The sequence below is a fragment of the Haloechinothrix halophila YIM 93223 genome (genome assembly GCF_000504245.1).
GTDB lineage: Bacteria > Actinomycetota > Actinomycetes > Mycobacteriales > Pseudonocardiaceae > Haloechinothrix_A > Haloechinothrix_A halophila.
The window spans coordinates 5,119,499-5,144,853 of the sequence record NZ_KI632509.1; the positions used below are offsets into that span (position 1 = coordinate 5,119,499).

The 25,355-nt window shown below is 68.7% G+C and carries 28 protein-coding genes; 13 read left to right on the plus strand and 15 right to left on the minus strand.

The genetic code is table 11. From position 1 onward, the window contains the following. Positions 1-416 precede the first annotated feature (416 nt). Both AMYHA_RS23435 and katG read left to right on the plus strand, forming a co-directional pair. Positions 417-884, plus strand: a complete 468-nt coding sequence (locus tag AMYHA_RS23435; protein WP_034274617.1) for a Fur family transcriptional regulator — start codon at positions 417-419, stop codon at positions 882-884. Continuing rightward, positions 877-3,108, plus strand: coding sequence for a catalase/peroxidase HPI (katG, locus tag AMYHA_RS23440; RefSeq protein WP_034274619.1), 2,232 nt, complete (start codon positions 877-879; stop codon positions 3,106-3,108). The genes AMYHA_RS23435 and katG overlap by 8 nt, the downstream gene beginning before the upstream one ends. Positions 3,109-3,253: 145 nt before the next feature. Here katG and AMYHA_RS23445 read toward each other — a convergent pair whose 3' ends face one another. After that, positions 3,254-4,081: an SGNH/GDSL hydrolase family protein gene (locus AMYHA_RS23445; RefSeq protein ID WP_034274621.1), complete on the minus strand. Its 828-nt coding sequence runs from the start codon at positions 4,079-4,081 to the stop codon at positions 3,254-3,256. A gap of 279 nt (positions 4,082-4,360) precedes the next feature. Here AMYHA_RS23445 and AMYHA_RS23450 point away from each other — a divergent pair, with 279 nt between their 5' ends. Next, a complete protein-coding gene (locus tag AMYHA_RS23450) occupies positions 4,361-5,851 on the plus strand; it encodes a SulP family inorganic anion transporter (protein WP_034274623.1) in 1,491 nt (496 codons plus the stop codon). 95 nt (positions 5,852-5,946) lie between these two features. Here AMYHA_RS23450 and AMYHA_RS23455 read toward each other — a convergent pair whose 3' ends face one another. Both AMYHA_RS23455 and AMYHA_RS23460 read right to left on the minus strand, forming a co-directional pair. Further along, positions 5,947-6,954, minus strand: coding sequence for an oxygenase MpaB family protein (locus tag AMYHA_RS23455; RefSeq protein ID WP_051400237.1), 1,008 nt, complete (start codon positions 6,952-6,954; stop codon positions 5,947-5,949). Between the two features lie 12 nt (positions 6,955-6,966). Next, the gene (locus AMYHA_RS23460) at positions 6,967-7,596 is read right to left on the minus strand and encodes a TetR/AcrR family transcriptional regulator (RefSeq protein WP_034274625.1); all 630 of its coding nucleotides are present in this window, start codon (positions 7,594-7,596) and stop codon (positions 6,967-6,969) included. 97 nt (positions 7,597-7,693) lie between these two features. On the opposite strand from AMYHA_RS23460, the gene AMYHA_RS23465 reads away from it, so the two are divergent. Continuing rightward, positions 7,694-8,536: an esterase/lipase family protein gene (locus AMYHA_RS23465; RefSeq protein WP_034274627.1), complete on the plus strand. Its 843-nt coding sequence runs from the start codon at positions 7,694-7,696 to the stop codon at positions 8,534-8,536. A 65-nt stretch (positions 8,537-8,601) separates the two neighbouring features. Here the strand turns inward: AMYHA_RS23465 and AMYHA_RS23470 are convergent, their stop codons facing one another. From AMYHA_RS23470 to AMYHA_RS23480, 3 genes are read right to left on the minus strand one after another with little or no spacing between them, the layout of a single operon-like run. After that, complete coding sequence (locus AMYHA_RS23470; RefSeq protein ID WP_034274629.1) at positions 8,602-9,405, minus strand: methyltransferase domain-containing protein; 804 nt, start codon at positions 9,403-9,405, stop codon at positions 8,602-8,604. Continuing rightward, the gene (locus AMYHA_RS23475; protein WP_034274631.1) at positions 9,402-9,632 is read right to left on the minus strand and encodes a CATRA system-associated protein; all 231 of its coding nucleotides are present in this window, start codon (positions 9,630-9,632) and stop codon (positions 9,402-9,404) included. Before AMYHA_RS23475 ends, AMYHA_RS23470 begins: the two co-directional genes overlap by 4 nt. After that, complete coding sequence (locus AMYHA_RS23480; protein WP_051400238.1) at positions 9,629-10,225, minus strand: RNA polymerase sigma factor; 597 nt, start codon at positions 10,223-10,225, stop codon at positions 9,629-9,631. The genes AMYHA_RS23475 and AMYHA_RS23480 overlap by 4 nt, the downstream gene beginning before the upstream one ends. Positions 10,226-10,384: 159 nt before the next feature. Between AMYHA_RS23480 and AMYHA_RS23485 the strand changes: the two genes are divergently transcribed. The 3 genes from AMYHA_RS23485 to AMYHA_RS23495 all read left to right on the plus strand — a co-directional run bounded on the left by AMYHA_RS23485 (position 10,385) and on the right by AMYHA_RS23495 (position 12,997). Beyond that, on the plus strand, positions 10,385-11,152 hold the full coding sequence (locus AMYHA_RS23485; protein ID WP_034274633.1) for a methyltransferase domain-containing protein: 768 nt from the start codon (positions 10,385-10,387) through the stop codon (positions 11,150-11,152). Between the two features lie 11 nt (positions 11,153-11,163). Next, positions 11,164-11,724, plus strand: coding sequence for an OsmC family protein (locus AMYHA_RS23490; RefSeq protein WP_034274635.1), 561 nt, complete (start codon positions 11,164-11,166; stop codon positions 11,722-11,724). Between the two features lie 202 nt (positions 11,725-11,926). Continuing rightward, positions 11,927-12,997 (plus strand): hypothetical protein, encoded by a 1,071-nt coding sequence (locus AMYHA_RS23495; protein ID WP_034274637.1) that lies wholly within the window; start codon positions 11,927-11,929, stop codon positions 12,995-12,997. 33 nt (positions 12,998-13,030) lie between these two features. Here AMYHA_RS23495 and AMYHA_RS28120 read toward each other — a convergent pair whose 3' ends face one another. Both AMYHA_RS28120 and AMYHA_RS23505 read right to left on the minus strand, forming a co-directional pair. Continuing rightward, complete coding sequence (locus AMYHA_RS28120; RefSeq protein ID WP_231104875.1) at positions 13,031-13,429, minus strand: LapA family protein; 399 nt, start codon at positions 13,427-13,429, stop codon at positions 13,031-13,033. A 118-nt stretch (positions 13,430-13,547) separates the two neighbouring features. Beyond that, positions 13,548-14,234 carry an AraC family transcriptional regulator gene (locus AMYHA_RS23505; protein WP_034278584.1) on the minus strand — a complete coding sequence of 229 codons (687 nt, stop codon included), beginning with the start codon at positions 14,232-14,234 and terminating at the stop codon, positions 13,548-13,550. Between the two features lie 138 nt (positions 14,235-14,372). Here AMYHA_RS23505 and AMYHA_RS23510 point away from each other — a divergent pair, with 138 nt between their 5' ends. The 6 genes from AMYHA_RS23510 to AMYHA_RS23535 are packed head-to-tail and all read left to right on the plus strand — an operon-like array spanning position 14,373 to position 18,906. Next, positions 14,373-15,551, plus strand: coding sequence for an MBL fold metallo-hydrolase (locus tag AMYHA_RS23510; protein ID WP_196776956.1), 1,179 nt, complete (start codon positions 14,373-14,375; stop codon positions 15,549-15,551). After that, the gene (locus tag AMYHA_RS23515) at positions 15,551-16,522 is read left to right on the plus strand and encodes an NAD-dependent epimerase/dehydratase family protein (protein WP_034274640.1); all 972 of its coding nucleotides are present in this window, start codon (positions 15,551-15,553) and stop codon (positions 16,520-16,522) included. The genes AMYHA_RS23510 and AMYHA_RS23515 overlap by 1 nt, the downstream gene beginning before the upstream one ends. Further along, positions 16,515-17,324, plus strand: a complete 810-nt coding sequence (locus AMYHA_RS23520; RefSeq protein ID WP_034274642.1) for an SDR family NAD(P)-dependent oxidoreductase — start codon at positions 16,515-16,517, stop codon at positions 17,322-17,324. The genes AMYHA_RS23515 and AMYHA_RS23520 overlap by 8 nt, the downstream gene beginning before the upstream one ends. 53 nt (positions 17,325-17,377) lie before the next feature. Beyond that, entirely contained in the window at positions 17,378-17,659 is a 282-nt protein-coding gene (locus AMYHA_RS23525) for a type II toxin-antitoxin system RelE/ParE family toxin (protein WP_034278588.1), read from the plus strand. A gap of 13 nt (positions 17,660-17,672) precedes the next feature. Next, positions 17,673-17,975 (plus strand): HigA family addiction module antitoxin, encoded by a 303-nt coding sequence (locus AMYHA_RS23530; protein ID WP_034274644.1) that lies wholly within the window; start codon positions 17,673-17,675, stop codon positions 17,973-17,975. A gap of 28 nt (positions 17,976-18,003) precedes the next feature. After that, a complete protein-coding gene (locus tag AMYHA_RS23535; protein ID WP_034274646.1) occupies positions 18,004-18,906 on the plus strand; it encodes an aldose 1-epimerase family protein in 903 nt (300 codons plus the stop codon). A 165-nt stretch (positions 18,907-19,071) separates the two neighbouring features. On the opposite strand, the gene ptsP is transcribed toward AMYHA_RS23535, so the two are convergent. The 7 genes from ptsP to AMYHA_RS23570 form a co-directional block, all read right to left on the minus strand. Further along, complete coding sequence (ptsP, locus tag AMYHA_RS23540) at positions 19,072-20,721, minus strand: phosphoenolpyruvate--protein phosphotransferase (protein ID WP_034274649.1); 1,650 nt, start codon at positions 20,719-20,721, stop codon at positions 19,072-19,074. A 5-nt stretch (positions 20,722-20,726) separates the two neighbouring features. After that, a complete protein-coding gene (locus tag AMYHA_RS23545) occupies positions 20,727-20,999 on the minus strand; it encodes an HPr family phosphocarrier protein (protein ID WP_034274651.1) in 273 nt (90 codons plus the stop codon). 24 nt (positions 21,000-21,023) lie between these two features. Further along, positions 21,024-22,553 carry a PTS fructose transporter subunit IIC gene (locus AMYHA_RS23550; RefSeq protein ID WP_034274653.1) on the minus strand — a complete coding sequence of 510 codons (1,530 nt, stop codon included), beginning with the start codon at positions 22,551-22,553 and terminating at the stop codon, positions 21,024-21,026. Next, a complete protein-coding gene (locus AMYHA_RS23555) occupies positions 22,550-22,996 on the minus strand; it encodes a PTS sugar transporter subunit IIA (protein ID WP_034274655.1) in 447 nt (148 codons plus the stop codon). The genes AMYHA_RS23550 and AMYHA_RS23555 overlap by 4 nt, the downstream gene beginning before the upstream one ends. A 13-nt stretch (positions 22,997-23,009) precedes the next feature. Then, positions 23,010-23,954: a 1-phosphofructokinase gene (gene pfkB, locus AMYHA_RS23560; protein ID WP_034274658.1), complete on the minus strand. Its 945-nt coding sequence runs from the start codon at positions 23,952-23,954 to the stop codon at positions 23,010-23,012. Next, positions 23,951-24,712 carry a DeoR/GlpR family DNA-binding transcription regulator gene (locus AMYHA_RS23565; protein WP_034274660.1) on the minus strand — a complete coding sequence of 254 codons (762 nt, stop codon included), beginning with the start codon at positions 24,710-24,712 and terminating at the stop codon, positions 23,951-23,953. Before AMYHA_RS23565 ends, pfkB begins: the two co-directional genes overlap by 4 nt. Before the next feature lie 66 nt (positions 24,713-24,778). Then, entirely contained in the window at positions 24,779-25,177 is a 399-nt protein-coding gene (locus AMYHA_RS23570; protein WP_051400239.1) for a Rossmann-fold NAD(P)-binding domain-containing protein, read from the minus strand. Positions 25,178-25,355 lie beyond the last annotated feature (178 nt).

Consider the following 25,355-nt stretch of genomic DNA (forward strand, 5'->3'; position numbering starts at 1 on the left):
GACGGTCTTCAGCCAACGCAGCATGAGGCGGTTTGACGCCTGCCCCCACAGGCCGACGCCGAAGGGCCACAACCTTCATCTCCCACACAGCACCGCATCAAGAAGCCCTACCTACATCCAGACTCCTCTCCACGCTCGTGGCGCACTGTTGATCAACTTCCCCCACGCTGTGACCATCACAATCGGATGAAAAGGACGAACTCCTGACACAACGCGCGGGTAGTTGATCAACAACGACAACCCGAGCAAAACAACGCCATCTGCGAGTGCCGCCCGCGGGCAGAGCACACTGCGAAAGCTGACGACCAGGGCCATCACAACCACGCCCGACACGTGCCTCACTCCCCCGGGCGGCATCGCCACGACACACCCACTGATTCTTGACTAATTCAAGAAAACGAACCATACTTCGGAGCGTGCCAACAACGTCGGACTTCGAGCGCATGCTGCGGGGGGTCTCGCTTCGCGTGACGCGCCCCCGGGTAGCGGTACTGTCCGCGGTGCACGACCATCCGCACGCCGACACCGACTCGATCATCGGTGCCGTGCGGGAGCACCTCGGCAAGGTGTCCCACCAAGCCGTCTACGACGTACTCGGCGCGCTGACGGCCGCGGGCCTGGTGCGGCGCATCCAACCGAGGGGCACCGTGGCGCGCTACGAGTCACGGGTCGGGGACAACCACCACCACGCCGTATGCCGGTCCTGCGGCGCCATCGCCGACGTCGACTGCGTCGTCGGCACCGCGCCGTGCCTGACCGCGTCCGACGACAGCGGCTTCGTGATCGACGAGGCCGAGGTCATTTTCTGGGGCCTGTGCCGCGACTGCTCGACGCGCTCAGTTTCTGAGCGCACCGTTTCATCTCGAAAGGATTCTCATGTCTAACGACGCCGTAACCGGAGAAGCAACCCAGGAGTCAGGGGGCTGTCCGGTCGCGCACGGCCGCGCGCCACACCCGACCCAGGGCGAGGCCAACCGAGGCTGGTGGCCGAACAAGCTCAACCTGAAGATCCTCGCCAAGAACCCCGCCGTGGCAGACCCCATGGGCGAGGAGTTCAACTACGCCGAGGAGTTCAAGACCCTCGACCTGCCCGCGGTCAAGCGGGACATCGAGGAAGTGCTGACGACCTCGAAGGACTGGTGGCCCGCCGACTTCGGCCACTACGGGCCGTTCATGATCCGGATGGCCTGGCACAGCGCGGGCACGTACCGGATCAGCGACGGCCGTGGTGGCGCCGGCGCCGGTCAGCAGCGCTTCGCACCGCTGAACAGCTGGCCGGACAACGGCAACCTCGACAAGGCGCGCAGGCTGCTGTGGCCGGTCAAGAAGAAGTACGGCCGCAAGATCTCGTGGGCCGACCTGATGATCCTCACCGGCAACGTCGCGCTGGAGTCGATGGGCTTCAAGACCTTCGGCTTCGCCGGTGGCCGCGAGGACGTCTGGGAGCCAGAGGAGGACGTCTACTGGGGTCCCGAGACCACCTGGCTCGACGACCAGCGTTACAGCGGTGACCGCGAGCTCGAGGATCCCCTTGGTGCGGTCCAGATGGGCCTCATCTACGTGAACCCGGAAGGCCCGAACGGCAACCCGGACCCGCTCGCCGCGGCACGGGACATCCGCGAGACGTTCGGCCGCATGGCGATGAACGACGAGGAGACCGTCGCGCTCATCGCCGGTGGCCACACCTTCGGCAAGACCCACGGCGCGGCGCCGGACAGCAACCTCGGCCCGGAGCCAGAGGCTGCCCCGCTCGAGGAGCAGGGCCTCGGCTGGACGAGCTCCCACGGCACCGGTAAGGGCAGGGACGCGATCACCAGCGGGCTCGAGGTCACCTGGACGTCCACGCCGACGCGGTGGAGCAACCAGTTCCTCGAGAACCTGTTCGGCTACGAGTGGGAGCTGACGCAGAGCCCTGGCGGTGCCCACCAGTGGCAACCGAAGGACGATGCGGGCGCCAACACCGTGCCCGACCCGGAGGACGGATCGCTGACGCGTCCGCCGACGATGCTGACGACCGACCTCTCGCTCCGCTACGACCCGATCTACGAGCCGATCGCGCGGCGCTTCAAGGACAACCCGGATGAGTTCGCGGACGCCTTCGCTCGCGCGTGGTTCAAGCTGACCCACCGCGACATGGGTCCGATCCAGCGCTACCTCGGCCCTGAGGTTCCGCAGGAGACCTTGATCTGGCAGGACCCGGTTCCCGCCGTGGATCACGAGCTCATCGGAGCTGACGACATCGCAGCCCTGAAGCGCCAGATCCTCGACTCCGGCCTGTCGGTGTCCCAGCTGGTCACCACCGCGTGGGCGTCGGCATCGACGTTCCGGGGCAGCGACATGCGCGGCGGCGCGAACGGCGCCCGCATTCGCCTCGAGCCGCAGCGGCAGTGGGAGGTCAACGAGCCCGAGAAGCTGGCGACGGTCCTGCGCACCCTCGAGGGCATCCAGGAGTCCTTCAACAACGCGCAGACCGGCGACAAGAAGGTCTCGCTGGCCGACCTCATCGTGCTCGGTGGCTGCGCCGGCGTGGAGAAGGCCGCCAAGGACGCGGGCTACGACGTCCAGGTGCCCTTCACCCCCGGGCGCACGGACGCATCGCAGGAGCAGACCGACGCGGATTCCTTCGCGCCGCTTGAGCCTGCGGTGGACGGGTTCCGCAACTACGTCGGGAAGGGCCAGCACCTGCCGACCGAGTACCTGCTGCTCGACCGCGCGAACCTGCTGACCCTGAGCGCGCCCGAGATGACCGTCCTCGTTGGTGGCCTTCGCGTGCTTGGCGCGAACTACCAGCAGTCGTCGCTCGGCGTCCTCACCGAGACCCCAGGGAAGCTGACCAACGACTTCTTCGCGAACCTGCTCGACATGGGCACGGAGTGGAAGCCGGCGGCCGACAACGGCGCTGACGCGGAGAAGTTCGAGGGCCGCGACCGCGCCACCGGCGAGGTCAAGTGGACCGGCAGCCGCGCCGACCTCGTCTTCGGCTCGAACTCCGAACTGCGTGCGCTCGCGGAGGTTTACGCGTGCGACGACGCGAAGGAGAAGTTCGTGCGCGACTTCGTGGCCGCGTGGGACAAGGTCATGAACCTCGACCGGTACGACCTGGTCTGATTCCCGCCTGATCACGAGTCCGGCCCGGTCGCACCAGCGACCGGGCCGGACTCGTCTCGTCAGCCGTTCGGAGCGCCGACGCGGCGAAACACACGAGGTTCGTTCGCGGGCGGCGATCCGCAACAGCGACGCTCGGGCCGATGTGTCAGCCCATGATGTCGCGGATCAGCGGCTTGAAGCCGTCCTTGTAGCCCTCTGGGCTCGGGTGGTAAGCGTCAGCGGCGTTGAGCTCCATCTTGCCGTTGACGTAGGGGAGGTCGGCGCACATGTCGTGGCCGGTGAACTGCTCGATGACACTGACGTGGGTGAAGCCCGCCGCCGCGCTGCGGTCGGCGATCGCGGCGTCGAGGTTGTCCGCGACCCCGTTGAGCGCTTCGGCTTCCTTCGCGGTGCTGCCATCGGCGTCGGGGCAGGAGATGTCGTCGCCGAAGAAGCGCGGGTAGCCGATCGTCATCACCGTCGCGTTCGGGGCGGCGTCGTTGATCGCCGCGTACGCCTTGTCGAGCTTGGCGGGCAGTTCCTCCTCGATCTTGCGATTGACGTCGTCCACCGTCGCCAGGCACTTGGCCTCGTCCCAGTGGTTCATGCAGTTGAGGATGAGGTCGGCGAACCCGATGTCGTTGCCACCGATACTCACCGTCACCCAGTCGGTCTCAGCGGACAGCGATGTCACCTGAGCGTTGACGATGTCACCAGTCTCCGCACCCTGACAGGCGGGAAAACTCAGCGTCGTGTCGGCCCGTTCCTCGGCGATCATCGGGCCGTAGGCTTTGCTGCTGCGATAACAGGACAGGCTGAGGTCAGGCAGCCGGGTGCCGTTACCCGAGGCCGCCGAGTCGCCCATCGCTACGTACTCCTCGCTGCTCGCACCGTGCGCCGGAGCCGCCGCGAGCGCCACGGTCGCCGCCGCGACCGCCCCGACCATGGCGCCGATGACCGTCTTGCTCCGCCACGTCCCAAACCTGCTGACCACGCTGTCTCCCTTCGACGCGAATGACTGACTCGTTCTCATGGAACGGCAGGTGAGCCGGTCACGGAACTGGCGGTCGAGCCAATCTTCACACCTCTGATTTGTGATCGGTCATATCCGGACGCCGGTCTGACTATCCGGTTGATCACATCGGATCAATGTCACAACGTGGCGCGGTAGACCTTCACGTGGCGGTAGGGTTCGCGTTGTTCGCGTGAGCCCCAGTGGTGCGGCTCCGCTGTCTCCCTTTTCTGCACCCCGTTCTCGATGTGAAAGAAGCTGATGTCGTTTCCTGCCGCGTTGCGCCCGAAACTCGCCCGTCCTGCCTGGTTGTCGCCGCGTGTGTTGCGGACTGAGGTGCTGGCGGGGCTGGTGGTCGCGCTCGCGCTGATCCCGGAAGCGGTGTCGTTCTCGATCATCGCCGGGGTCGATCCCCGGCTGGGGCTGTTCGCGTCGTTCACGATGGCGGTCACCATCGCCTTCACCGGCGGCCGACCCGCGATGATCTCCGCGGCGACCGGAGCCATAGCCCTCGTGCTCGCCCCACTGGTGCGCGAACACGGCGTGGAGTATCTGCTCGCCACCGTCGTCCTCGGCGGCGTCCTGCAGGTGCTACTCGCCGCCGGTGGCGTCGCCAGGCTGATGCGGTTCCTGCCGCGCAGCGTGATGGTGGGTTTCGTCAACGCCCTGGCGATCCTGATCTTCCTCGCGCAACTGCCCTACCTGATCGACGTGCCGTGGCCGGTGTACGCGCTACTCGCCGTCGGGCTGGTCATCATGGTCGGCCTGCCCAAGCTGACCAGCGCGATCCCCGCGCCACTGGTCGCGATCGCCGTGCTCACCACGTTCACCGTCGCGGCGGGAGTCGCGGTGCCCACTGTCGGCGACGAAGGCGCACTCCCGGACAGCCTGCCCATCCTCGGCGTGCCCGCCGTGCCAGTCACGCTAGAGACGCTGACGATCATCGCGCCCTACGCGCTCGCGATGGCGCTGGTCGGGCTGATGGAATCGCTCATGACCGCCAAACTCGTCGACGGCATCACCGACACCCACTCCGACAAGACCCGCGAGTCCTGGGGCCAAGGCATCGCCAACATCGTCACCGGCTTCTTCGGCGGCATGGGCGGCTGCGCCATGATCGGCCAAACCATGATCAACGTGAAGTCCGGCGCCCGCACGCGGCTCTCGACGTTCCTCTCCGGCGTGTTCCTGCTGGTACTCGTCGTCAGCCTCGGCCACGTCGTCGCGCTCATCCCCATGGCAGCGCTGGTCGGCGTCATGATCATGGTCGCGGTCGCCACCTTCGACTGGCACAGCATCCAGCCCGCCACACTGCGGCGCATGCCCAAAAGCGAAACCACGGTGATGATCTCGACCGTCGCGGTCACCGTCGCCACCCACAACCTCGCCATCGGCGTCACCGTCGGCGTGCTCGTCGCGATGGTGCTCTTCGCACGCCGCGTCGCCCACCTGGTCACCGTCGACAGCGTGCTCGACCCCGACGGCAGCACCACGATCTACCGCGTCACCGGGCAACTGTTCTTCGCCTCAAGCAACGACCTAGTCTTCCAGTTCGACTACGCCAACGACCCCGGCAACATCATCATCGACCTCTCCGACGCCACCATCTGGGACGCCTCCACCGTCGCCGCGCTCGACGCCATCACCCACAAATACGAGACACGCGGCGCCACCGTCACCATCACCGGCATGGACCACACCAGCCGCGAACGCCACCAAGCCCTCGCCGGAACGCTCTCCAGCGGCCACTGACGGCGTGCGGTCTGGGCGCGGATGGTGTCCAGACGGACGCGACGCGCAGCGTGTGGATCTTGAGGCGTTGTGGTGATACGGATCGCCGAAACGCCTCAAGATCCAGTCTGTGCCGGGCCAGTGTGCGCCGCGTTCCGCTTCGCCCGTGCGATATCGCGTATCGCCGCGCTGCCGTAGCGCTGCCGCGCCTCGCTTGGCGTGACGATCTCGTCGCGCAGCGGCGGACGACCGCGCAGCGCGTTCTCCCACACCGGTCGAATCGACGGGGCGACGATGTCTGCGAGGCGCAGGCGGATCGGCAATGGCCTGGTGGACGCCATGGCCGCCTTCATAGCGGGCACAATCGCCGCGTCGGTCACCCGGCTCTGGTCGAGGCCGCTCAGGCAGCGCATCCAGCGCGGGAGCGTGGCGATGACGGCTGGACTCAACCGGCGGGCAGCCAACGCCACCAACCGATTCGTTGTGTCATACGGCGGATAGAGGATCTGGCGCGCGACACGGTCGGCGTTTTCGGACCAGCACAGCCGCGGCCGTTGCTCGGCGAAGTACTGCCGGACGCCGTCTCTGCTGGTCGGCACCGTGGCGGGGTCGCAGGTCTGCAGTTCGGCGGCGATCACGCAGTCGGCCCAGTAGCGGTCCTCATCGGCCGGGCTGAGCGGACCAGGACCGTACTTCTCGTAGCACTTCAACACGGAGTGCCAGCCGGTCAGGTGAATCCACAGCTGGCTGTCCGGGTCGTTGGCGCTGTACCGCCTGCCGCTGATCGGCTCGCTGCCGGTGGCGCGGGCGTGGACCTTCTGGAGCACCTCGGACGACTCGATCGCGGCACGACTGTCACCGATCGCGACGATGGTGAAGTACGTCAGCGTGCTGTCCAAGCGTCCCATCGGGTCGGTGTAGATGCCCTGAGTGTCGCTGACGGCCGCCGTCAGGAACGGATCGAACGCCTCCACCGCGATGGATCGTTGGAACCCGAGCAGGGCCGTCGGACTGGTCCATACCCGCCACGTGGGTGAGTCCGGCCCGAAGAACCCGTGGTCCTCGCGTGCGCGGTCACCATCGAACGGCCAGCCCCGGTTCGCGAGCATCCGTCGCTCAGACATCCGTCGTCCTCCTCACGCCACGCTGAACGCGCGGCAGATCATCCGGCCGTAGAGTTCGCCGAGCTCCTGCGTCGTCCAGTCATCGGGTTGGTCGAGCAGTGACCGCCCCGCCGCTTCGCAGGAGGACATGAACAGTTCGACCAGCACCGGAAGCTTGTGGTCCAGATCGGTGACGCCCCACCACGCGGTCAGCGCGGGACGCAGCCACTGAGTCGCACTCTCGGCCATCTCCCGCCGTGCCCGCTGGAACTTGTCGGCCACAGCGGGGTCGGGGGCGGCGCTGAACAGCAGTCGCCACGCATCGGGCCAGTCGGCCACAACGTCGAGAAACGCCTGGTAGCCGCGCACGAATACCGCTTCAGGGTCGTCGCCACGCGCGCTGTGCAGCGCGGCGAGCGCGCTGGCGAGCAACCGCTCCCCCTCGCGTTCGACCAGCGCCTCGATCAACGCGACCCGATCCCGGAAGCACGAGTAAACGACCGGACGGGTGACACCGAGGTGCTGGGCGACGGCGCCAATCGTCACGGCACCGACGCCGGACTTGACGGCGATGGCCAGCGCGGCGTCGAGCACCTCGGGACGGCGGCGTTCCGGCCCGAGGTGCGCGGCACGTACCCGCCCTGTCCGCACGGCATCGGTCATGCCATCAACGTTACTACAGAGATGTAGGAATTTCCTTCTCCTCTGTAGTAACATCCTCCCACATTCAGCCCGTTGGCCTGATGACCAGGGAGTTCCGATGCGCCATACCGTCGTCGCCGTACTCACGTTCGCGTTACTCGGCGTATTCGCCGTGCCCGCGAGCGCGGCACCGTCCGCCGGCTACAACGACTGGTCATGCCAACCCTCGGCGGATCATCCACGGCCAGTGGTGCTCATCCACGGTCTCGGCGGCAACGGCCAGGGCAACTGGGGCTATCACGGTCCGAAGCTGGCCGACGCCGGGTACTGCGCCTTCTCGTTCACCTACGGCCAGCAGTTCCCCGGCGCGCCCGGCGGCACCCGGCCGGTGAAGGAGTCCGCACAGGAAGTGGGTGCGTTCATCGAGAAGGTGCTGGCCGCGACCGGCAGCGCCAAGGTCGACCTCGTCGGGCACTCCGAGGGCGGCTTCCTGTCGCTGTACGTGCCGAAGGTCGCGGGCTACGCGCCCCAGGTCAGCACCGTGGTCGCCCTGGCGCCGCCGACTCACGGCACGACGGTCAGCGGGCTGGTCACCGTCGGTCAGTTGCTCGGCGGCCAGGACTTCATCGACCTGCTCACCGAGGGTGTGATGTGCTACGCCTGCAGCGACCTCGTGGTCGGCGGCGAAGCGGTCGGTGAGCTCACCGACGGCCCAATCGCGCAGCAGGGCGTCGACTACACCATCATCGCCACGCGCTACGACGTCATCGTCACGCCCCCATCGACGTCGTTCGTCCCCGAGCCCGGCGTGGACAACCAGTACGTCCAGGACACTTGCGCGCTCGATGCGGTCGGCCACGCGGGTCTCGCCTTCGATCCCACCGTGACGCAGCTGATCACCAACGCACTCGACCCGAGCACCGCGGTCGATGTCCGGTGCGGCTTCGGCCCGCCGGTCTGAACAAGCAACATCCGCGAAGAGGCACCGCGAGGTCCCTGATCAGCACGGCACGAGCGCCGACGCCATCACAACCCCGCTGACCGCCTGGCGCGGATCACCACGGCCGTCGCCACCGACGCGTGCTGTTCGGCGGGGATGAGCTTGCGCATCAGCTCGATGACCTCATCGGAGAACAGCGGGTAGAGCGCGCAGTCGTCGATGCTCAACGGCTGGTGGTCGCGGACGTCGACGTCGACGAAACCGACCCGCTCCAGCTTGTGGACGAAGTCGGCCTCCTCGAGCGCGCCCGCGACGCAGCCCGCCCACGCCGCTGGTTGCGTCAGAATCTCTGGCGGTAGGTCCTCCTGCTCGACGGTCAGGTCCGAGACACACAGCTCGCCGCCCGGACGCAGCACCCGGGCGCATTCAGCCATCACCCGCGTCTTGCGTGGTGACAGGTTGACGACGCCGTTGGAGATGATCACGTCCACGCTGGCGTCAGGCAGCGGTATCGCCTCCAACTCGCCTTCGGTCGGCTCGATGGTGTCCACCCCGGCCTCGCGCGCGGCTTCCTCCGTGCGCTGCAACATCTCGGGCAGGAAGTCCAGCGCGATTACCCGCCCGGTCGACCCGGTACGCCGCGCGGCGAGGATGCTGTCGATCCCGCCGCCACAGCCGAGATCCAAGACGACGTCACCGGGCCGGATCTCGGCATGCCGCAGGTGGTTCGCGACACCGAGCGCGCGCCGGATCGCCGAGTCAGGCACCTGCGCCAGCTCGTCGTCGCTGTAGAGCTTGCGCGCCACCGCCTCCGTGGTCGGCGGGACGTGGCGGTAGGCCGCTCGCACCAGGTCTTTCACCTCGGCCGTGTGCATCAGGTCGCGGGTCATCGCTCCAACTCCTCCAACGTGTGCCGCAGCCGTCGCAGCACGTCATCCGGCACGTCTTCCTCCCCTGCGTCCGCCAGCGTGCGGCGCAGTTCCCGCGCGAACTCCAGCTCGCCGCAGCACCGCCTGCACCGGGCGAGGTGGGTTTCGATCGCGGCTCGCTCCCCCGCGTCGACGACGTCGTCGATGTACTCCCACAGCTGGCGCACCGCCTCAGCGCAACTAATCATCGGGCCCCCTCCCGCAGCAGATCGTGTTCCGTGGCGTAGCGCCACATTTGCTGCTCAAACGCCTTTCTACCCCGGTGCAGCCGCGCCAGCACGGTGCCGAGCGGCGTATCCAGCATCTCGGCGACCTCGCGCGTGCGGAACTCGTGCATGTACACCAGCACGACCGGGATGCGGTATAGCTCGGGCAGCCGCAGCAGCACCTGCCGCACGTCGTCGATGCTGAACTCGGCGAGAAAATCGAGGTGCAGCGAGTCCGAGTACGGGAACGGGTCCTCGTAGGCGATCGTGCGGTACAGCGAGAACTCTTCCAGCGCGTCGAGGTCGACGTCCTCCTGGCTGCGTGCCCTGCCCCGGAGCCGGTCCCGGCAGCAGTTGACCAGGATCCGCACCAGCCACGAGGGTGCCGCCGACTCGTCACGGAGCTGGTCAACGTGCTGGTACGCCTTGAGCAGGCAGTCCTGCACCGCGTCCTCAGCGTCGTCGCCAACGATGCGCCGTGCGATCCGGTACAGCCGGGGCAGTTGCTGACGCGCGACATCGCGGAACAGCGCTACCCGAGCCGCATGAGGCTCCGCCGCGCACACTGCGTCCATGTCCCTTCAGACGTCGGCACACCCCCTCCTTAATGCACTCGTTCGCACATTCCCGCGCACTAGTTTCACTTCGTACCCAAACGGCGCAACTATGCAATAACCCGGCGAACCATGGCCGTCTTTCATCGCAGACACCATTCCTGCGACCGGGAGGCAGCCATGACCACCGCGATCGACACCGAACAGCTCGAAGCCAAGGTGCGCCGGATGTACCGGGACGTCGCCGAGCACCCGGAAGGCGCCTACCACTTCGAAACGGGACGCCCGCTCACCGAACGACTCGGCTATGACCCCGACCTGCTCGACCGGATTCCGCAGGCGGCGCTCGACTCGTTCGCCGGAGTCGGGCACTTCTTCGACCTCGCCGCGCTGACCGACGGCGAGCGGGTCTTCGACCTCGGCAGCGGCTCCGGCACGGATTCGTTCCTCGCGGGCGCGCTGGTCGGGCCAACGGGTCTCGTCGTCGGCGTCGACTTCACCCCGGAACAGCTCAGCAAAGCGCGCCGGCTCGCCAGCGAGGCAGGCGTCGACGACCACGTGCAGTTCCGGCACGGCCGCGTCGACTCACTGCCAGGCCCGGATGGCGGCGCGGACTGCGTGATCTCCAACGGCGTCATCAACCTGATCCCCGACAAGGCGGCGGTGTTCCGCGAGGTCGCCAGGGTCCTGCGCCCCGGAGGCAGGCTGGCGATCGCCGACATCGTCACCGAGCGACAGCTCGCTTCGGAGATCGTATGCGACGTCGACCTCTGGGCGTCCTGCATCGGTGGCGCCGCGCAGGAATCCGCCTACCGGCAGGCGATCGAGGACGCCGGGCTGCGTATCCAGCGGGTGCACAGCAACCCCTACGAGTTCCTGTCCAGCGGTGCCCGCAACGCCACCACCACCTACGGCGTCAAGAGCATCTCCCTGCTCGCGACCAAGTAAGAGGAGTCATCATGTCCACCACCGAAGTGCACCCCAACGGCGTCAACGTCACCCAGCTGGTGCAGACCGTCGAAGCGATCAAGGGCGACCCATCGCTGGCGACGTTCCGGTTCCGCGCCAGCAACACCTGGCTCGGCGGCGGGCGGTCCCGCACCAGCATCGACGGCTTCTGGGGCGCTGGCACGGAAGACTCGTCCCGCACCACGCCGTTCACACTGGACGGCGACGAGCCGCCGGTGCTGCTCGGCGAGAACACCGCGCCCAACGCCGTCGAGACGATCCTGCACGCGCTCGCGTCGTGCCTGGCCGTCGGCATCGCCTACAACGCGGCCGCGCAGGGAATCACGCTGCGTAGCCTGGAGTTCGACCTCGACGGCGAGCTGGACCTGCACGGCTTCCTCGGCTTGTCCAACGAGGTGCGCCCTGGCTACTCCGATGTCTGGGTCACCTGCCGCATCGACTCCGACGCTCCCGCGAAACAGATCGACGACCTGTGCGCCTACGCACAACGGACATCGCCGGTGCTCGACATCCTGCGCAGCCCGGTGAACGTGACCGTGACCAGGGCGTGACGCGGTCGTGGCGGCCACGCTCGGCCGTGGCCGCAGCGTCCTCCAGTGACGCCCCAGCCCCCGCTACGCCATCGCGGGGCTGGGGCTCGTCAGTGGGAACCCGTGGCGCCTGCCGTTTACGCCGATCTCGCGTCGGGTAACACTGCGTGGCCGCGGCAAGCACAGCTCGGCGGTCAGCGTCCCCGATCAGGAGCAGCGTCAGATGCCCGAGAACACGCGGATCGGATTCCTGACCGATCCCGATCTTCCGCAGCAGGTCGCCGACCACCTCGCCGACCGGCTCAACCGCGAGGACGAGCATGGCCGCATCGTGCACGTCGAGGTCGATCCCGTCACCGCGGGGCGCGCCACCAGCACGGAGATCCTGGACGCCGCCAACAACCGGCGCGAGCGGGCAGGCTGGGACTACGCGATCTGCGTGACCGACCTGCCGCTGCGAGCGAACGGCGTCCCCGTTCTCGCTGACATCAGCACGAACCAGCGCAGCGCGGTCGTCTCGCTGCCAGCGCTCGGCGGCACCCAGCCACGCCGACGCTCGCGCCAAGTCATCGCGCAGGTGCTGGACGAACTCACCAATCAGGAGTCGCCGGACTCAGGACCGGGTGGCCGCCACGGCTTGCGCAGCTGGCTGACCGAACTCGTGGGCCCGATCCGGCGAAGCGTCCCTGGCGACGGCATCGACGCGCGCTACGCCACCACCCGCACCCGTGGCCGGTTGCGCCTGCTGTCCGGCATGGTCCGCACCAACCAGCCGTGGCGGCTCATCTTCGGTCTGTCGTCCGCACTCGCGGCTGCCATCGCGACGAGTGCGTTCGGGCTTGCTTCGTCCACGGTGTGGCAGATCGGTGACTCGCTGGCCCCCTGGCGTAAATCAGCGTTCGCGATCGTCGCGGTGGCCGTGCTCGTCAGCTGGCTCATCGCGGGTCACGGGCTCTGGGAACGCAGCACCGCCTCCGCCCTCGACCGGGATCAGGCCTGGCTGTACAACGCATCGACCATCCTCACCCTGAGCGTCGGTGTCGGCCTGCTCTACGTAGGCCTCTTCGTGATCAACCTGGCTCTCGCCGTTTTCCTGGTGAGCGAGGAGGTGCTGGTCAGCACGCTCGGGCACGCGGCGGGCATGACCACCTACGTCAACCTCGCGTGGGGGTTCACCACGATGGGCATCATCGGCGGGGCCTTGGGCTCCAGCCTGGAATCGGACGCGGCCGTGCGCCGGGCCGCCTACGGCTACCGCGAGCAGCAGCGCAGGCGGCAGCCCGAGCCCGGGTAGCCGCCCGCGCTCACGCCGCCGGTCGGTACCAGTTCAGCCGTTACCGCGTCCTGCCCGCCTGGCGAAACGCCGGAGCTGGAACATCCTGGCAACGCCCACCAGCGCGACTAGCAGCGCACCGCCGACCGCCGCGAACAGCAGCGCGATGCCCAGCGGCAAGGTGCCAGACGCGCCCAGGTAGTGCACCGTCACCGACGCCGAGTTCTGCAGGATGAAGATGAGCAGGAACACCAGCACGATGACGGCGACGATCACCGCGATCCAGGCGCCACTGATGCGGGTGGGCATGAGCTTCGCGGGACCGCCGGTGTCCGGCCCGCCGGGGCGTGCGGTCTTCTCCGCCGGAGTCGTTGGCTCAGTTGTACGCGGTTCCGTGTGCTCGGCGCCGGTCTTGCCAGGCGTGTCAGCACGTGTCTCGTTGTCTTTGCTCACGCCCCGATTGTCCCGCCATTGTGCGGGTTTCCGCAGGACGCGCCGTAATACGCACTCGGGTTCACCTCACCGGGGGTATCGAGTGGTACCGCTGTCGGCCAAGCGCGGCCGCACGCCATCAGCGCGCCAGCTCCCGGCACTGTTTCTCCGCCAGCGCGGCGGCGTGGGCGTCCGCCTGCGGCAGCGGCCGGTCGAGGACCGCGTCGTCCAACTCGACGTAGCTGGCAGTGGCATCGAACTCCGGCAGCGCGCCGAACGCCGCCTCGTACGGCGTGGTCGAGGGTGGCGCAGTGTGGCTGAAGTGCACCCGGAACCGCGCGTCCGGCTCGGATAACAGCTGCCGCGCGAGATGCACGACCGAGGCGAGTTCGCGCTCGACGAAGAACCGTCGCACCTCGGACGGCACGCGTGAGCCGTCGAACATGAGCCGCGCCGGGGTGTCGGTGTCGTCGCGGTAGATGCGGCACAACGCGAAGGTCAGGTCGACGTAGCGGACGCCGATGGCGATCGCGCTGCGCAACGTCGAACTGCTCGCCAGCGCGAATCCCCAGATCCCATGCGTGGTGAGGTGGTACCGCATACCGGCATCGACGCCGAGCGCGACGTCGTCGGGCACCGCCGCGAGCAGGTTGCCGACGATGCGCATCTCCTGATCGGCGGTCACCTCGGTGGCGGGGTCGTGCAACTGGGCAAGCGTCAGCCGCGCGCCACGCAGGCTGCGCTCAGGGTCGACGTCGTACTCGCGGCCGAGCTGGACCAGCAGCAACGCGCTGGCGGGGCTGCGCGGGAGGTCCCAGTCCGGCATCGAGGTGCTACGCCGCCCTTCGTCCGAGTAGTGTCCGGAAATATTAAATCCGTGGCCTCGGAATGGCTAGTCGCCACCGCGTCGGCCTCCTACTGTCTGACACCAGGCAGCCCATCCGTCGTAGTGGAGATGATCGCCATGCCAGCCACGTTCGACGCTCTGAAGCGCGTCATCCCCGGGTCGGCGCCGATGGCGCCAGCGACCGGGACGGCGCCGCTGGACATCCCGATCCCGGACGTCACCGACCTTGGTTCGAGCATCCACACGCTCGATCGAGTGCACACCGACATCACCGAATCCGGGCCAGGTGCCGCGCTGCGCACCGCCAGGAGCGCAGCGGCGGACTTCCGGCGGGAGTTCGCAGCCACCGGCACTCCGGCGCACGTGTCCACGCATGACCTGGTGACGCTGCCGTACCCGACGAAGTTCGGACTGTGGCGCGCCCCGGCCTCCCCGGTGCCGTTCCTGTTCATCACCAACCGGATGGTCGTCATCCGGTGGCTGGACAGCGACGGCACACCACGCACCCTGCTGTGGGAACCAAGCGACGTCGAACTCGACAGCAACACGCCGTACTTCGCGACGCTGCGCGATGCCACGCCGGGCGCGGTGCAGAACCAGATCGTGCGGGAGCACACCACCGTCCAGCAGGCACTGGCTCGGGAAGGCATCCGGCAGGAGGACGTCGACTACCTGGCGTTCGACCACCTGCACACCCAGGATGTCCGCAGGCTGATCGGGACGACGACGCCACAGGCCGACATCTCCCCGGAGGCCCCGGTGCCCGCCGCGTTCCCCAACGCGCGGCTGGTGGTGCAGCGCGCGGAACTGCTGGCGATGCGCGACCTGCACCCGATGCAGCGCCCGTGGTACCAGCCGGAGACGTTCGTCGACCTCGACCCGGAGCGGCTGCTGCTGATCGACGGCGACCGGCTCCTCGGCCCCGGTGTCGCGATTGTGCGCACGCCGGGTCACGCCACCGGCAATCAGACGTTGGTGCTCAACACGGGCACTGGCATCTGGGCGATGTCGGAGAACGTCGTCGCGACCGAATGCCTCACCCCGGAGCACAGCACGATCCCCGGCGTCGCGGGGTGGGCGCGCAAGTGGGGCCAGGAAGTCGTCATCAACGCCAACACCATCGAAAGCACCGCGACGCAGTACGACTTCTGCGTGCTGGAGAAGACGCTGGTCGACCGGGCGCAGGCCGACGGGCGGTTCCTGCAGTTCTTCCCGACCAGCGAACTGACGCCCAGCGTGTTCGGCCCGGGCACGCGCCCGACGTTCGAGCATCGCGGCCTGCGCCACGACGCCTGATGCGCGTCTTCATCACCGGCGCGCGCGGGTTCATCGGGCGTGCGCTGGCGGCGCGGCTGCGCGCAAGGGGTGACGACGTCTACGGCGTCGACCTGCACGCCGATCCGGCGTCCGGCGTCGTGGCGGGCGACGTCAGCGAGCCGGGCGAGTGGCAGCGCCACGCTGAGGGCGCGGACCTGGTTATCCACACCGCCGCGATCGTGTCCAACGCGGACGACATGGCCGCCCAGTGGCGGGTCAACGTGCGGGGCACCCGGCATGCGCTGGACGCCGCCGTGCGCGGCGGTGCGAGCCGGTTCGTGCCGCTGTCGTCGGTGCGGGCGTTCTCCGACGTGGGGTTTCCGGACGGTGTCACCGAGGATCATCCGGTACGACCGGATGGAAATCCGTATGTCGGCACGAAGATCGCCTGCGAGCAGGTGGCGTTGCAGGCGCACACCGCAGGCGAGATTCCGGTAACGATCGTGCGGCCCGGCGACGTCTATGGGCCCGGCTCGCGACCGTGGACGGTGCTGCCGGTCGAGCTGATCCGACGCAACCGGTTCGTGCTGCCCGCCATGGGCAACGGCATCTTCAGCCCGGTCTACGTCGACGACCTGGTCAAGGGCGTGCTGCTCGCGGCAGCGAGATCAGATGCGGCCGGTCAGGTGTTCACGATCAGCGGTGGCGCCGGAGTGACCTGCCGGGAGTTCTTCGGCCACTACTACCGGATGCTCGGCAAACCGGGACCGATGGTGGTGCCGACCAGCGCCGCGCTAGCGGCATCCGGGGCCATCGCGGGTGTATCGCGGCTGGCGCGAGTCAGGACCGAGATCAACCCGACGTCGATGCGCTACCTCGCGCGCACCGGCACGTACTCCATCGAGAAGGCCCGCCGCATGCTGGGGTACGAACCCGCGGTCGACGTGGCCGAAGGCATGGCGCGCACCGAACGGTGGCTGCGCCAGGAAGGACTGATCGGGCATGGCTGATCCCCGGGGACTCGTTGTCGCCATCACCGGCGGGGCACGCGGCATCGGCGCGGCGACCGCCGCCACGCTGGCCGAAGCGGGTGCGACGGTCGCGATCGGGGACATCGACGGCGAGGCGGCAGCGGCCACGGCGGCAGAGTTGCCCGGCGCGATCGGGCTCCCCCTCGACGTCACGGATGCCGAGTCGCACCAGCGGTTCCTGGACGCCGTGGCGCAGCGACTCGGAGCCGTCGACGTCCTGGTCGCCAACGCGGGGGTGATGTGGGTCGGGCGGTTCGAAGACGAACCGGTGACAGCGACCCGGCGGATGTTCGCGGTCAACGTCGAGGGCGTCATCAACGGCATGCGGCTCGCGACACCGGCGATGCGGAAGCGCGGTCGCGGACAGATCGTGGTGGTGGCATCGGTAGCCAGCAGGCTCGCGCCTCGGGGCGAGGCCAGTTACGCGGCGACCAAACACGCCGTGCTTGGCTACTGCACGGCGGTACGACAGGAGCTGCACCGATCGGGTGTCGACGTCAGCGTGCTGATGCCGACCGTGGTCGAGACCGACCTCGCTGCGGGCACCAGCAGCGGAATCGTCAAGCGGCTCCCGCCGCGGCACGTGGCGGACGCGGTGCTGTCGCTGGTGAGACGGCCCCGGCCGGAGCTGTATCTGCCGAAGCACGTCGGCGTGAGCATCCGGTTCCTCGATCTGGTGCCCGCACGGCTGCGCGGGTTCTGCCAGCGGCTGCTCGTGGTGGACCAGACGTCGTCCGATCCCGGCACGCGGGAGGATTACCAGCGGCGCTCGCTGGAATGAGCACGCGGGCATAACGCTTGCCGTTATTAACGGATTACGTTATGCTCGTGGGGATGCTGCGGTCATTCGCCGACAAAGACACGGAACGGGTATGGCGTCGTGAACGCACGAAGAAGCTGGACCTCAACACGCAACGTGCGGCGTTGCGGAAACTACTGATGCTCGATGCTGCCGACGTTCTCGATGACCTCAAGGTTCCTCCCGGAAACAGACTCGAAAAGCTGCGCGGCAACCGTGCCGGGCAGTACAGCGTGCGGGTGAACCAGCAATGGCGAATCTGCTTCCGATGGACCGCGGCAGGACCGGAAAGCGTCGAAATCGTTGACTATCACTGAGAGGAGGGAGCATATGCCGACGACCGAGATGCCACCCATACATCCCGGCGAGATCCTGATCGAGGAGTTCCTTACGCCCTTGGAGATCACCCAGCACAGGCTGGCGGTCGAGATCAGCGTGCCACCTCGCCGGATCAACGAGATCGTCCACGGCAAGCGGCGCATCAGCGCTGACACCGCGCTTCGGCTCGCCCGGTACTTCGGGACATCGGAGCGGTTCTGGATCAACCTGCAAAGCCGGTACGACATCGAGGTGGAGCGCGACCGGCTCGGGCCAACCCTCGACGCCATCCGCCCGTTGCCGAACGCCTCGTGACAAGTACGTCATCAGGCAGACTCGCACCATGACCACCGATGAGCTTGCCCTGCGGCACGGCCCGCTGCGGGCGACGGTAGATCCCGTCGGCGCTTCGTTGTGTTCGTTCCGTGCCGACGAGGTGGCGCTGATCCGTGAGCTGCCAGCGACGACACGGCGAGCCATGTACGACGGCGCCATCTTGGCGCCGTGGATCGGACGTCTCGCAGGAGGTACATACACCTTCCAGGGCCGAACCCATCGAGTTCCGATCGACGAGCCCGAGCGCGGAACCGCACTGCACGGACTGGTCGCCACGCGCGCATGGGACGTCGTCCAGCACACCAATACCTCGTTGACGCTGCGCATCCGGCTGGCGCTGCCGACGGGCTATCCGTTCGACCTCGATCTCACGGCGACGTACCTGCTCGACGACCCTGGGCTGCGCGTCGAGCTGCTCGCGGTGAACCGCGGTTCGGACGCCGCGCCATACGGCTGCGCGATCCATCCCTACCTGAGCCCGGGTTCCGGTGGCGTCGACGACTGGTCGCTCCAGCTGCCCAGCGACACCTACCTCCGTATGGATCCGCGGCTGCTGGTGCCCACGCACGAGGCACCCACCAGCGACACACCGTTCGACTTCCGGCAACCCACCCCGCTGGCCGGGCTGGAGATCGACAACACGTTCACGGGCCTCAGCCGCGACGCCGATGGCGTCACCGCGGCGACGGTGCGCAACAGCGGTGGCAGCGGTGTCACGCTGACTTGGGATCGCACGCTGCCGTGGGTCCAGGTCTACACGAGCGATCACCCCTCTCCCGCCGTGCACCGCACCGGAATCGCGATCGAGCCAGCGACCTGCCCACCCAACGCGTTCGTCACCGGACGCGACCTGATCGTGCTCGACCCCGGCGAGCAGCACCTCGCGCGGTGGCATCTCGCCGCGTGCTAGCGCAACCGGCACTTCGAGCCGTCCACCGACGACCGCAACCTCTGACATCGGCGGCCCGTGGACGATCTTGATGCGAAATGGTCGCCATGGCGACCACAACGCCTACACGTACCGGACGGTGGACACGCGAGCACGAAGCGGCGTGGCGCCGAGGCCAGGCAAGCGTCACCCCGCGGCAACCGCCGCGCGGGCCTCAGTCGCATCGGCCGCGGCGAGGGCGGCGTCTGCCAGGCGAGCGCAGTCGGCATCGGTGCGGGCAGCGAGCGCCGCCCGCACCTCGGGGAGCGCCCCCGGCGCCATGGACAGGCTGGTCACGCCCATCCCGACCAGCACAGGAGCCAGGAGCGGATCACTCGCCGCCTCCCCGCACACACCGACCGGCTTGCCTAGCTCACGTCCGGCCTGCGCGGTCGTGCGGACCAGCTCCAGCAACGCGGGCTGCCACGGGTCAAGTAAATCGGCCAGCTCCCCCGCCATCCGATCGACGGCGAGGGTGTACTGACCCAAGTCGTTGGTGCCGATGCTGGCGAAGTCGCACCCGGCGAGTACCTGCCGCGCCCTGATCGCCGCCGCGGGCACCTCCACCATCGTTCCCGCAACCGGCAATCCCAGCGCGTGCGCCTGTTCGGCGAATGCGGCGGCCTCCGCAGGGGTGGAGATCATCGGTGCCATCACCCAGACGTCGGCGTCGTGGCGGTCGCGCGCCTCCGCGATGGCGGCGAGCTGGTCAGCGAGCATGTCGGGAGCGCGACGGGCGAGCCGCCAGCCCCGAACACCCAGCGCGGGGTTGGGTTCCTCCCCGTGGTCGACGAACGCCAGCGGCTTGTCCGCACCCGCGTCCAGCGTGCGCACGACAACCTTGCGCCCGGCGAACGCCGCGAATACCGCGCCGTAACTGTCGGCCTGCTCCGCCACGGTTGGTGCGGTCGTCCGGCTCAGGTACAGGAACTCGGTGCGCAGCAGTCCGACGCCTTCACTGTCCACGTCAGCCGCAGTGGCCAGTTCGGCGGAGGAACCAAGGTTGACGAGCAGCTTCACCGGCGTCCCGTCGGCGGTGCGGCCTGGCCCCGAGCTGGCGGCGACGGCTTGTGCCCGCTCCTGGTCGGCCAGCACGGCGCGCTTCGCCTCGCCGGGATCGGGATCGACGTCCACAGTGCCCGCGCGGCCGTCCACCAGCACCTCGACGTCGTCGGCCAGTTCACGCGACGCCGCACAGGCCACGATCGCGGGTATACCGAGCGACTTCGCCAGGATCGCGGTGTGGCTGGTCGGCCCGCCCTGCTCGGTGACGATCGCCAGCACCTGCTTCGGGTCGAGCGTCGCGGTGTCTGCGGGCGCGAGGTCGGTCGCGAGCAGTACGTACGGATGGCCAGGGTCGGGCAGCCCCGGCATGGGCAGGCCGAGCAGCTCAGCGATGGTGCGGTGGCACAGGTCGTCCAGGTCGGCGGCGCGCTCGGCGAGGTAACCACCCGCTGCTTCCAACGCCGCGCGGAACACGCCGAACCCCTCCGCGACGGCGTGCGGCAGCGACCGGCCACCCGCGAGCGCCTTGCCGACCTGTTTGGCCAGCGCGGGGTCGCGCGGCATCATCGACTGCGCGAGCAGGACGTCGGCAGCAGGGCCGCTCGCGTTCGCGGCCCTGACGTCCAGGTCGGCCGCGACCGCGTCCAGCGCCTCGCGCGCCCGAGCGGTGGCCGCGTCCGGGTCCAGCTCTGCCCCCGTGTCGGGCGGCAGCTCGGGAGGGCTGGCCAGCCGGGCCACCGGCCCAGCCGCGATTCCCGAGCTGACTCCGATTCCGGTCAACCTGCTGCTCATCGGCCTCAGCCTTGCGCGTCGTGGTCCGTGGCGACCATGGTGGCGAGTTCGTCCAGCGCGATGTCCGCGTTCTCGCCTTCGGCGCGCAACACGACCTCATCGCCGCCCTTGGCATCCAGACCGATGACGGACAGGATGCTGCGGGCGTCGACGAACTCGCCGCCGTCCTTCCCGATCAACACCTCGACGGACTGCTGGGCTGCCGCCTGCACGAACAGCGCCGCTGGCCTGGCGTGCAGGCCGACGGACGACCCCACGACGACTCGACGTTCTGGCATGATTGCGCTCCTTTTCGGACGACCTCAGGCCGCGACGGCCTGCGGTGCGGTGGTGCTGGACTCGGCCTGCGCGGCCGGCTCACCGGGGCTGCGGCGGACGTACTTCGCGCCGACGACGACGCCGCAGGTCACGGCGGTGCCGACGAGGATCGCCAGCAGGTAGCCGAACGGATTGCCGATCAGCCCGATCACCCAGATACCGCCGTGCGGGGCCATCAGGGTCGATCCGACCGCCATCGACGTCGCCCCAGCGGCGGCGCCACCGGCCACAGTGGATGGAATAACGCGCAGCGGGTCAGCCGCGGCGAACGGGATCGCGCCCTCGGTAATGAACGACAGGCCGAGCAGCCACGCCGCCTCACCAGCCTGACGCTCCGGCTGGGTGAACAGCTTGCGGCGAATCACCGTGGCCAGCGCCAGCCCGAGCGGCGGCACCATCCCGGCCGCCATGACGGCGGCCATCACGGTGAGGTTGTCCGAGGCAAGCGCGGCGGTGCCGAACAGGTAGGCGACCTTGTTGACCGGGCCACCCAGGTCGAAGCCCATCATCGCGCCGAGCAGCGCGCCGAGCAGGATCGCGTTGACGCCAGCCAGGCCGCTGAGCCAGTCGGTCAGTCCGGACTGAACCGTCGCGATCGGACCGCCCACGACGACAAGCATGGCGAACCCGACAACGAACACCGACAGCAGCGGAATCACCACGACCGGCATGATGCCCGCGACACCGCGCGGCACCTTGATCTGCTTGAGGCCAAGCGTGACCGCACCCGCGAGCAGACCCGCGACGAGACCACCGAGGAACCCCGCGCCGATCGCGACGGCGATCAACCCGCCGACGACGCCGGGCGCGATGCCCATCCGGTCAGCCATGCCGAACGCGATGAACCCGGCAAGGATCGGCACCAGCATGGAGAACGCCTCAGCGCCGAGCTTGAACAACACGCCCGCGAAGCCCGCCTCTGCGAACAGGTTGGACAGTTCACTCACGCCGGGGTACTCGGTGCCCTGGAACGTACCGCCGTTGACGATCGCGGCGATCTCCGCTCCACCGAGTACGAAGGACAGCGCGATGAGGATGCCGCCTGCCGCGACGAACGGGATCATGTAGGACACGCCGGTCATCAGCCACTGCCGTAGCTGGGAGCCGAAACTCAGCGCGACGTGCTGGGTGCGCGCTGGCGACGTTGCGACGGGGGCGGAACCGGCGGCCCCGGATGAGGCGGTGCCAGCGCTAACGGCCGTCGCCGCGCTCTCCGCCGAGGCGGCCGCCTCGGTGATCAGCCCAGCCGCGTCATTGATGGCGCGCTTGACGCTGCCGGTGACGGTGGGCTTGCCCGTGAACCGCTCCTTGTCGCGGACATCGACGTCGGCGGCGAATACCACGGCGTCCGCCTCGGCGATCCGCGCGGCGGTCAGCGGGGTGGCGCCAGCGGCGCCCTGGGTCTCCACGCTGATCTCGTGGCCCGCGGCGTCGGCTGCCTGCTCCAGCGCCTCGGCGGCCATGTAGGTGTGGGCGATGCCGGTGGGGCACGACGTGACTGCGACGAGTTTCATCGTCCCAGCACCTCCTTCTCGATGAGGGTGACGACGGCGTCGGCGTCCGGCGCTGTCCTGAGCGCGTTCTTGAAGCTGTCGTGGACGAGCCTGCGCGCGAGCGAGGCGAGGATCGTCATGTGCTCGTCGCCGTTCGGCGCCGCGATGAGGAACACCAGATCGGCGGGACCATCGGCGGCGCCGAAGTCGACACCGCCCGCGCAGCGGCCGAAGGCGAGGCTGGGCTCGGTGACGTGGGCGGATCGGGCGTGCGGGATGCCGATGCCGCCTTCGATTCCGGTCGGCATCTGCTCCTCGCGGGCGCGGACGTCGGTGAGGAAACCCTCGACGTCGGTGACGCGGCCGTGCTTGGCGAGGCGGGTGGCGAGTGCTGCGGTTGCCTGGTGGCGATCCTCACCGGTGAGGTCAAGGTCAACCAGATCCGCGGTGATCAGGTCAGACATGTGCTGCTCCGTGTTACTTCGTCAGGACCCGTGCCGGGTCGATGGATCGCTGCACCTCGGCCGTGACTCGGTCGAGGTCGTTCGGGGTGGGCATGCTGCTGCCCGGCAGGGTGACGGCGGCCGCGCCCCAGGTGACAGCGGCACGCAGGGCGTGGTCGCCGATGCCGCCCGCCGCGAGGTATCCGGCCAGGGTCGCGTCGCCCGCGCCGACGGTGCTGACGGCTGAGGCGTCGAGGCGTGCGGTGGCGTGCCGCGCGCCAGTCGCGTCCAGCAGGATCGCGCCGTCCGCACCGAGGCTGGCCAGCACCGCGCCCGCGCCGCGATCCCGCAGCACCTGCGCGGCCTTGACGGCGTCACCCAGCGTGCGGATCTCGGCGCCAGCACACGCGGCCAGCTCATCGAGGTTCGGTTTGACCAGGTCAGGACCGGCGGCGAGGCAAGCATCGAGCGCGGCGCCGCTGGTGTCGACGGCGACGCTGGCGCCGAGGGCGTGTGCCCGCTCGGTCAGCCGCGCGTAGATGTCGACCGGCATTCCCGGCGGCAGCGAGCCGCAGCCGGCCACCCAGTCGGTCTCGCCGATGACCGCCTCGGTCGCGGCGTCGAGCATGGCGTCCACTTCGGACGTCGAGAGTCGCGGACCTGGCTCGTTCAGCTTGGTGACGGTACCGTCCGGCTCGGCCAGCGTGAGATTACTGCGGATACCTCCGGTCACCGGGACCTCCCGCAGCGGCACTCCGGTCTCGCGCAGCAGCGCGAGCAGTTCCAGCCCCGCGAAACCGCCGCTGCACAGCACGGCACGGGTCGGGCGGCCGTGCGCGACAAGGGCGCGGGAAACGTTGACGCCCTTGCCGCCCGCGTCGACCGACGTCGTCAGCGCCCGCTGTACCTCGCCCCTGCGCAGCTGGTCGACCTCGACGGTGCGGTCGAGGCTCGGGTTGGCGGTCACGGTGACGATCACGCCCGCACCACCCTCGGACCAGCCGCGGACAGTTCCTCGGCGGCGTCGGCGTCCAACCCGGTGTCGGTGATGAGGACGTCGACGTCGGCGAGCGAGCCGAACCGGGCGAGGCAGTCGTTGCCGACCTTGGTGTGGTCCGCGAGCACCACGACGCGTCGGGCGGCAGCCATCATGGCGCGCTTCACGGCGGCCTCCCCGGTATCCGGGGTGGTCAGTCCGCGCTCGACGGACACACCGTTGGCACCGAGGAACGCGACGTCGACGAAGGTGTCGGCCAGCGCTCGCAGCGCCCAGTCGTCGACGGTGGCCATGGTGCGGCCCCTGATCTTGCCGCCGACCATGAGCACGGTGGTCATCGCGTGGCCCGCCAGCGTGGTTGCGATGAGCGGGGCATTGGTGACCACGGTCAGTTCCCGGTCACCGGGCAGGATCTCAGCGAGCCGGGCGGTGGTGGTGCCCGCGTCGATCAGCACGGCACCCTCATCGGGCAGTTCGGCGAGCGCAGCTTTGCCGATGCGCTCCTTCTCGGTGGTCATGACGGCGTCCCGGGTGGCGACGCCCGGCTCGAAGCCGATCCGCTCCACCGGGATCGCGCCGCCGTGCACCTTGCGCACCACGCCTTGGCGCTCCAGCGCGGTGAGGTCCCGCCGGATGGTCTCGGTGGTGACGTCGAAGTCAGCGGCCAGCGCCGTGACGTCGACCCGGCCCTGGGACCGGGCGCGTTCAGCGATCCGTTGCTGTCGCTCCTCCGCGAACATGTTGTTTCACCACCGTTTCGTGTTGGTTTAATTGGTTATACGTGGCAGCGTGTGGCATGTCAAGGGTCACAATGTGTTGATCTGTGTGGTGATCGGCGCCGGAGACAGCGCCCGCGCGTATTCGTCGACGGGCAGGTCGCGGTACTCGACGTTCTTCCCTGCGACACGGCTGACCTCGGCGGCCAGCTCGGACAGTGTGAACGCTTGGTCTCCACCCAGCTCGTAGACCTTTCCGGCGTGGCCGTCGCCGGTGAGCACGGCGGCAGCGGCAGCGGCGTAGTCCGCGCGGCTCGCCGCACTCACTCTGCCGTCGCCCGCGCTGCCGAACACCGCGCCGTACTCGACGTAGGTCGGGAGCTGTTCGGTGTAGTTCTCCAGGTACCAGCCGTTGCGTAGCAGCGTGACCGGCACCCGCGCGTCGCGCAGGATCTTCTCGGTGTCCTGGTGCTCGGCGGCGAGGCGCATGCCGGAGCGGTCGGCGTTGGCGATGCTGGGTCGCCGAACACGCAGAGGAGATCGTGTCCGGCAGCGACTAGAGCTGGGCTCATCGGCCACCCGCGGATCTTGAGGCTTCGTGGCGATCCGTATCGCCACGAAGCCTCAAGATCACCTGCGGGTCACCTCCCCGCCGGGCCATGGCAGC

What these genes read in the sequence shown, in the direction of transcription:
- AMYHA_RS23490 (WP_034274635.1), top strand. Translation starts at nt 11,164, where the DNA reads ATGTCCACCACCGAAGTGCACCCCAACGGCGTCAACGTCACCCAGCTG.
- katG (WP_034274619.1), top strand. Translation starts at nt 877, where the DNA reads ATGTCTAACGACGCCGTAACCGGAGAAGCAACCCAGGAGTCAGGGGGC.
- AMYHA_RS23530 (WP_034274644.1), top strand. Translation starts at nt 17,673, where the DNA reads ATGCCGACGACCGAGATGCCACCCATACATCCCGGCGAGATCCTGATC.
- AMYHA_RS23510 (WP_196776956.1), top strand. Translation starts at nt 14,373, where the DNA reads ATGCCAGCCACGTTCGACGCTCTGAAGCGCGTCATCCCCGGGTCGGCG.
- AMYHA_RS23485 (WP_034274633.1), top strand. Translation starts at nt 10,385, where the DNA reads ATGACCACCGCGATCGACACCGAACAGCTCGAAGCCAAGGTGCGCCGG.
- AMYHA_RS23480 (WP_051400238.1), bottom strand. Translation starts at nt 10,225, where the DNA reads ATGGACGCAGTGTGCGCGGCGGAGCCTCATGCGGCTCGGGTAGCGCTG.
- AMYHA_RS23465 (WP_034274627.1), top strand. Translation starts at nt 7,694, where the DNA reads ATGCGCCATACCGTCGTCGCCGTACTCACGTTCGCGTTACTCGGCGTA.
- AMYHA_RS23555 (WP_034274655.1), bottom strand. Translation starts at nt 22,996, where the DNA reads ATGTCTGACCTGATCACCGCGGATCTGGTTGACCTTGACCTCACCGGT.
- ptsP (WP_034274649.1), bottom strand. Translation starts at nt 20,721, where the DNA reads ATGAGCAGCAGGTTGACCGGAATCGGAGTCAGCTCGGGAATCGCGGCT.
- AMYHA_RS23550 (WP_034274653.1), bottom strand. Translation starts at nt 22,553, where the DNA reads ATGAAACTCGTCGCAGTCACGTCGTGCCCCACCGGCATCGCCCACACC.
- AMYHA_RS23545 (WP_034274651.1), bottom strand. Translation starts at nt 20,999, where the DNA reads ATGCCAGAACGTCGAGTCGTCGTGGGGTCGTCCGTCGGCCTGCACGCC.
- AMYHA_RS23565 (WP_034274660.1), bottom strand. Translation starts at nt 24,712, where the DNA reads ATGTTCGCGGAGGAGCGACAGCAACGGATCGCTGAACGCGCCCGGTCC.
- AMYHA_RS23450 (WP_034274623.1), top strand. Translation starts at nt 4,361, where the DNA reads ATGTCGTTTCCTGCCGCGTTGCGCCCGAAACTCGCCCGTCCTGCCTGG.
- AMYHA_RS23525 (WP_034278588.1), top strand. Translation starts at nt 17,378, where the DNA reads ATGCTGCGGTCATTCGCCGACAAAGACACGGAACGGGTATGGCGTCGT.
- AMYHA_RS23520 (WP_034274642.1), top strand. Translation starts at nt 16,515, where the DNA reads ATGGCTGATCCCCGGGGACTCGTTGTCGCCATCACCGGCGGGGCACGC.
- AMYHA_RS23495 (WP_034274637.1), top strand. Translation starts at nt 11,927, where the DNA reads ATGCCCGAGAACACGCGGATCGGATTCCTGACCGATCCCGATCTTCCG.
- AMYHA_RS23475 (WP_034274631.1), bottom strand. Translation starts at nt 9,632, where the DNA reads ATGATTAGTTGCGCTGAGGCGGTGCGCCAGCTGTGGGAGTACATCGAC.
- AMYHA_RS23515 (WP_034274640.1), top strand. Translation starts at nt 15,551, where the DNA reads ATGCGCGTCTTCATCACCGGCGCGCGCGGGTTCATCGGGCGTGCGCTG.
- AMYHA_RS23505 (WP_034278584.1), bottom strand. Translation starts at nt 14,234, where the DNA reads ATGCCGGACTGGGACCTCCCGCGCAGCCCCGCCAGCGCGTTGCTGCTG.
- AMYHA_RS23460 (WP_034274625.1), bottom strand. Translation starts at nt 7,596, where the DNA reads ATGACCGATGCCGTGCGGACAGGGCGGGTACGTGCCGCGCACCTCGGG.
- AMYHA_RS23470 (WP_034274629.1), bottom strand. Translation starts at nt 9,405, where the DNA reads ATGACCCGCGACCTGATGCACACGGCCGAGGTGAAAGACCTGGTGCGA.
- AMYHA_RS23455 (WP_051400237.1), bottom strand. Translation starts at nt 6,954, where the DNA reads ATGTCTGAGCGACGGATGCTCGCGAACCGGGGCTGGCCGTTCGATGGT.
- AMYHA_RS23570 (WP_051400239.1), bottom strand. Translation starts at nt 25,177, where the DNA reads ATGCGCCTCGCCGCCGAGCACCAGGACACCGAGAAGATCCTGCGCGAC.
- AMYHA_RS23535 (WP_034274646.1), top strand. Translation starts at nt 18,004, where the DNA reads ATGACCACCGATGAGCTTGCCCTGCGGCACGGCCCGCTGCGGGCGACG.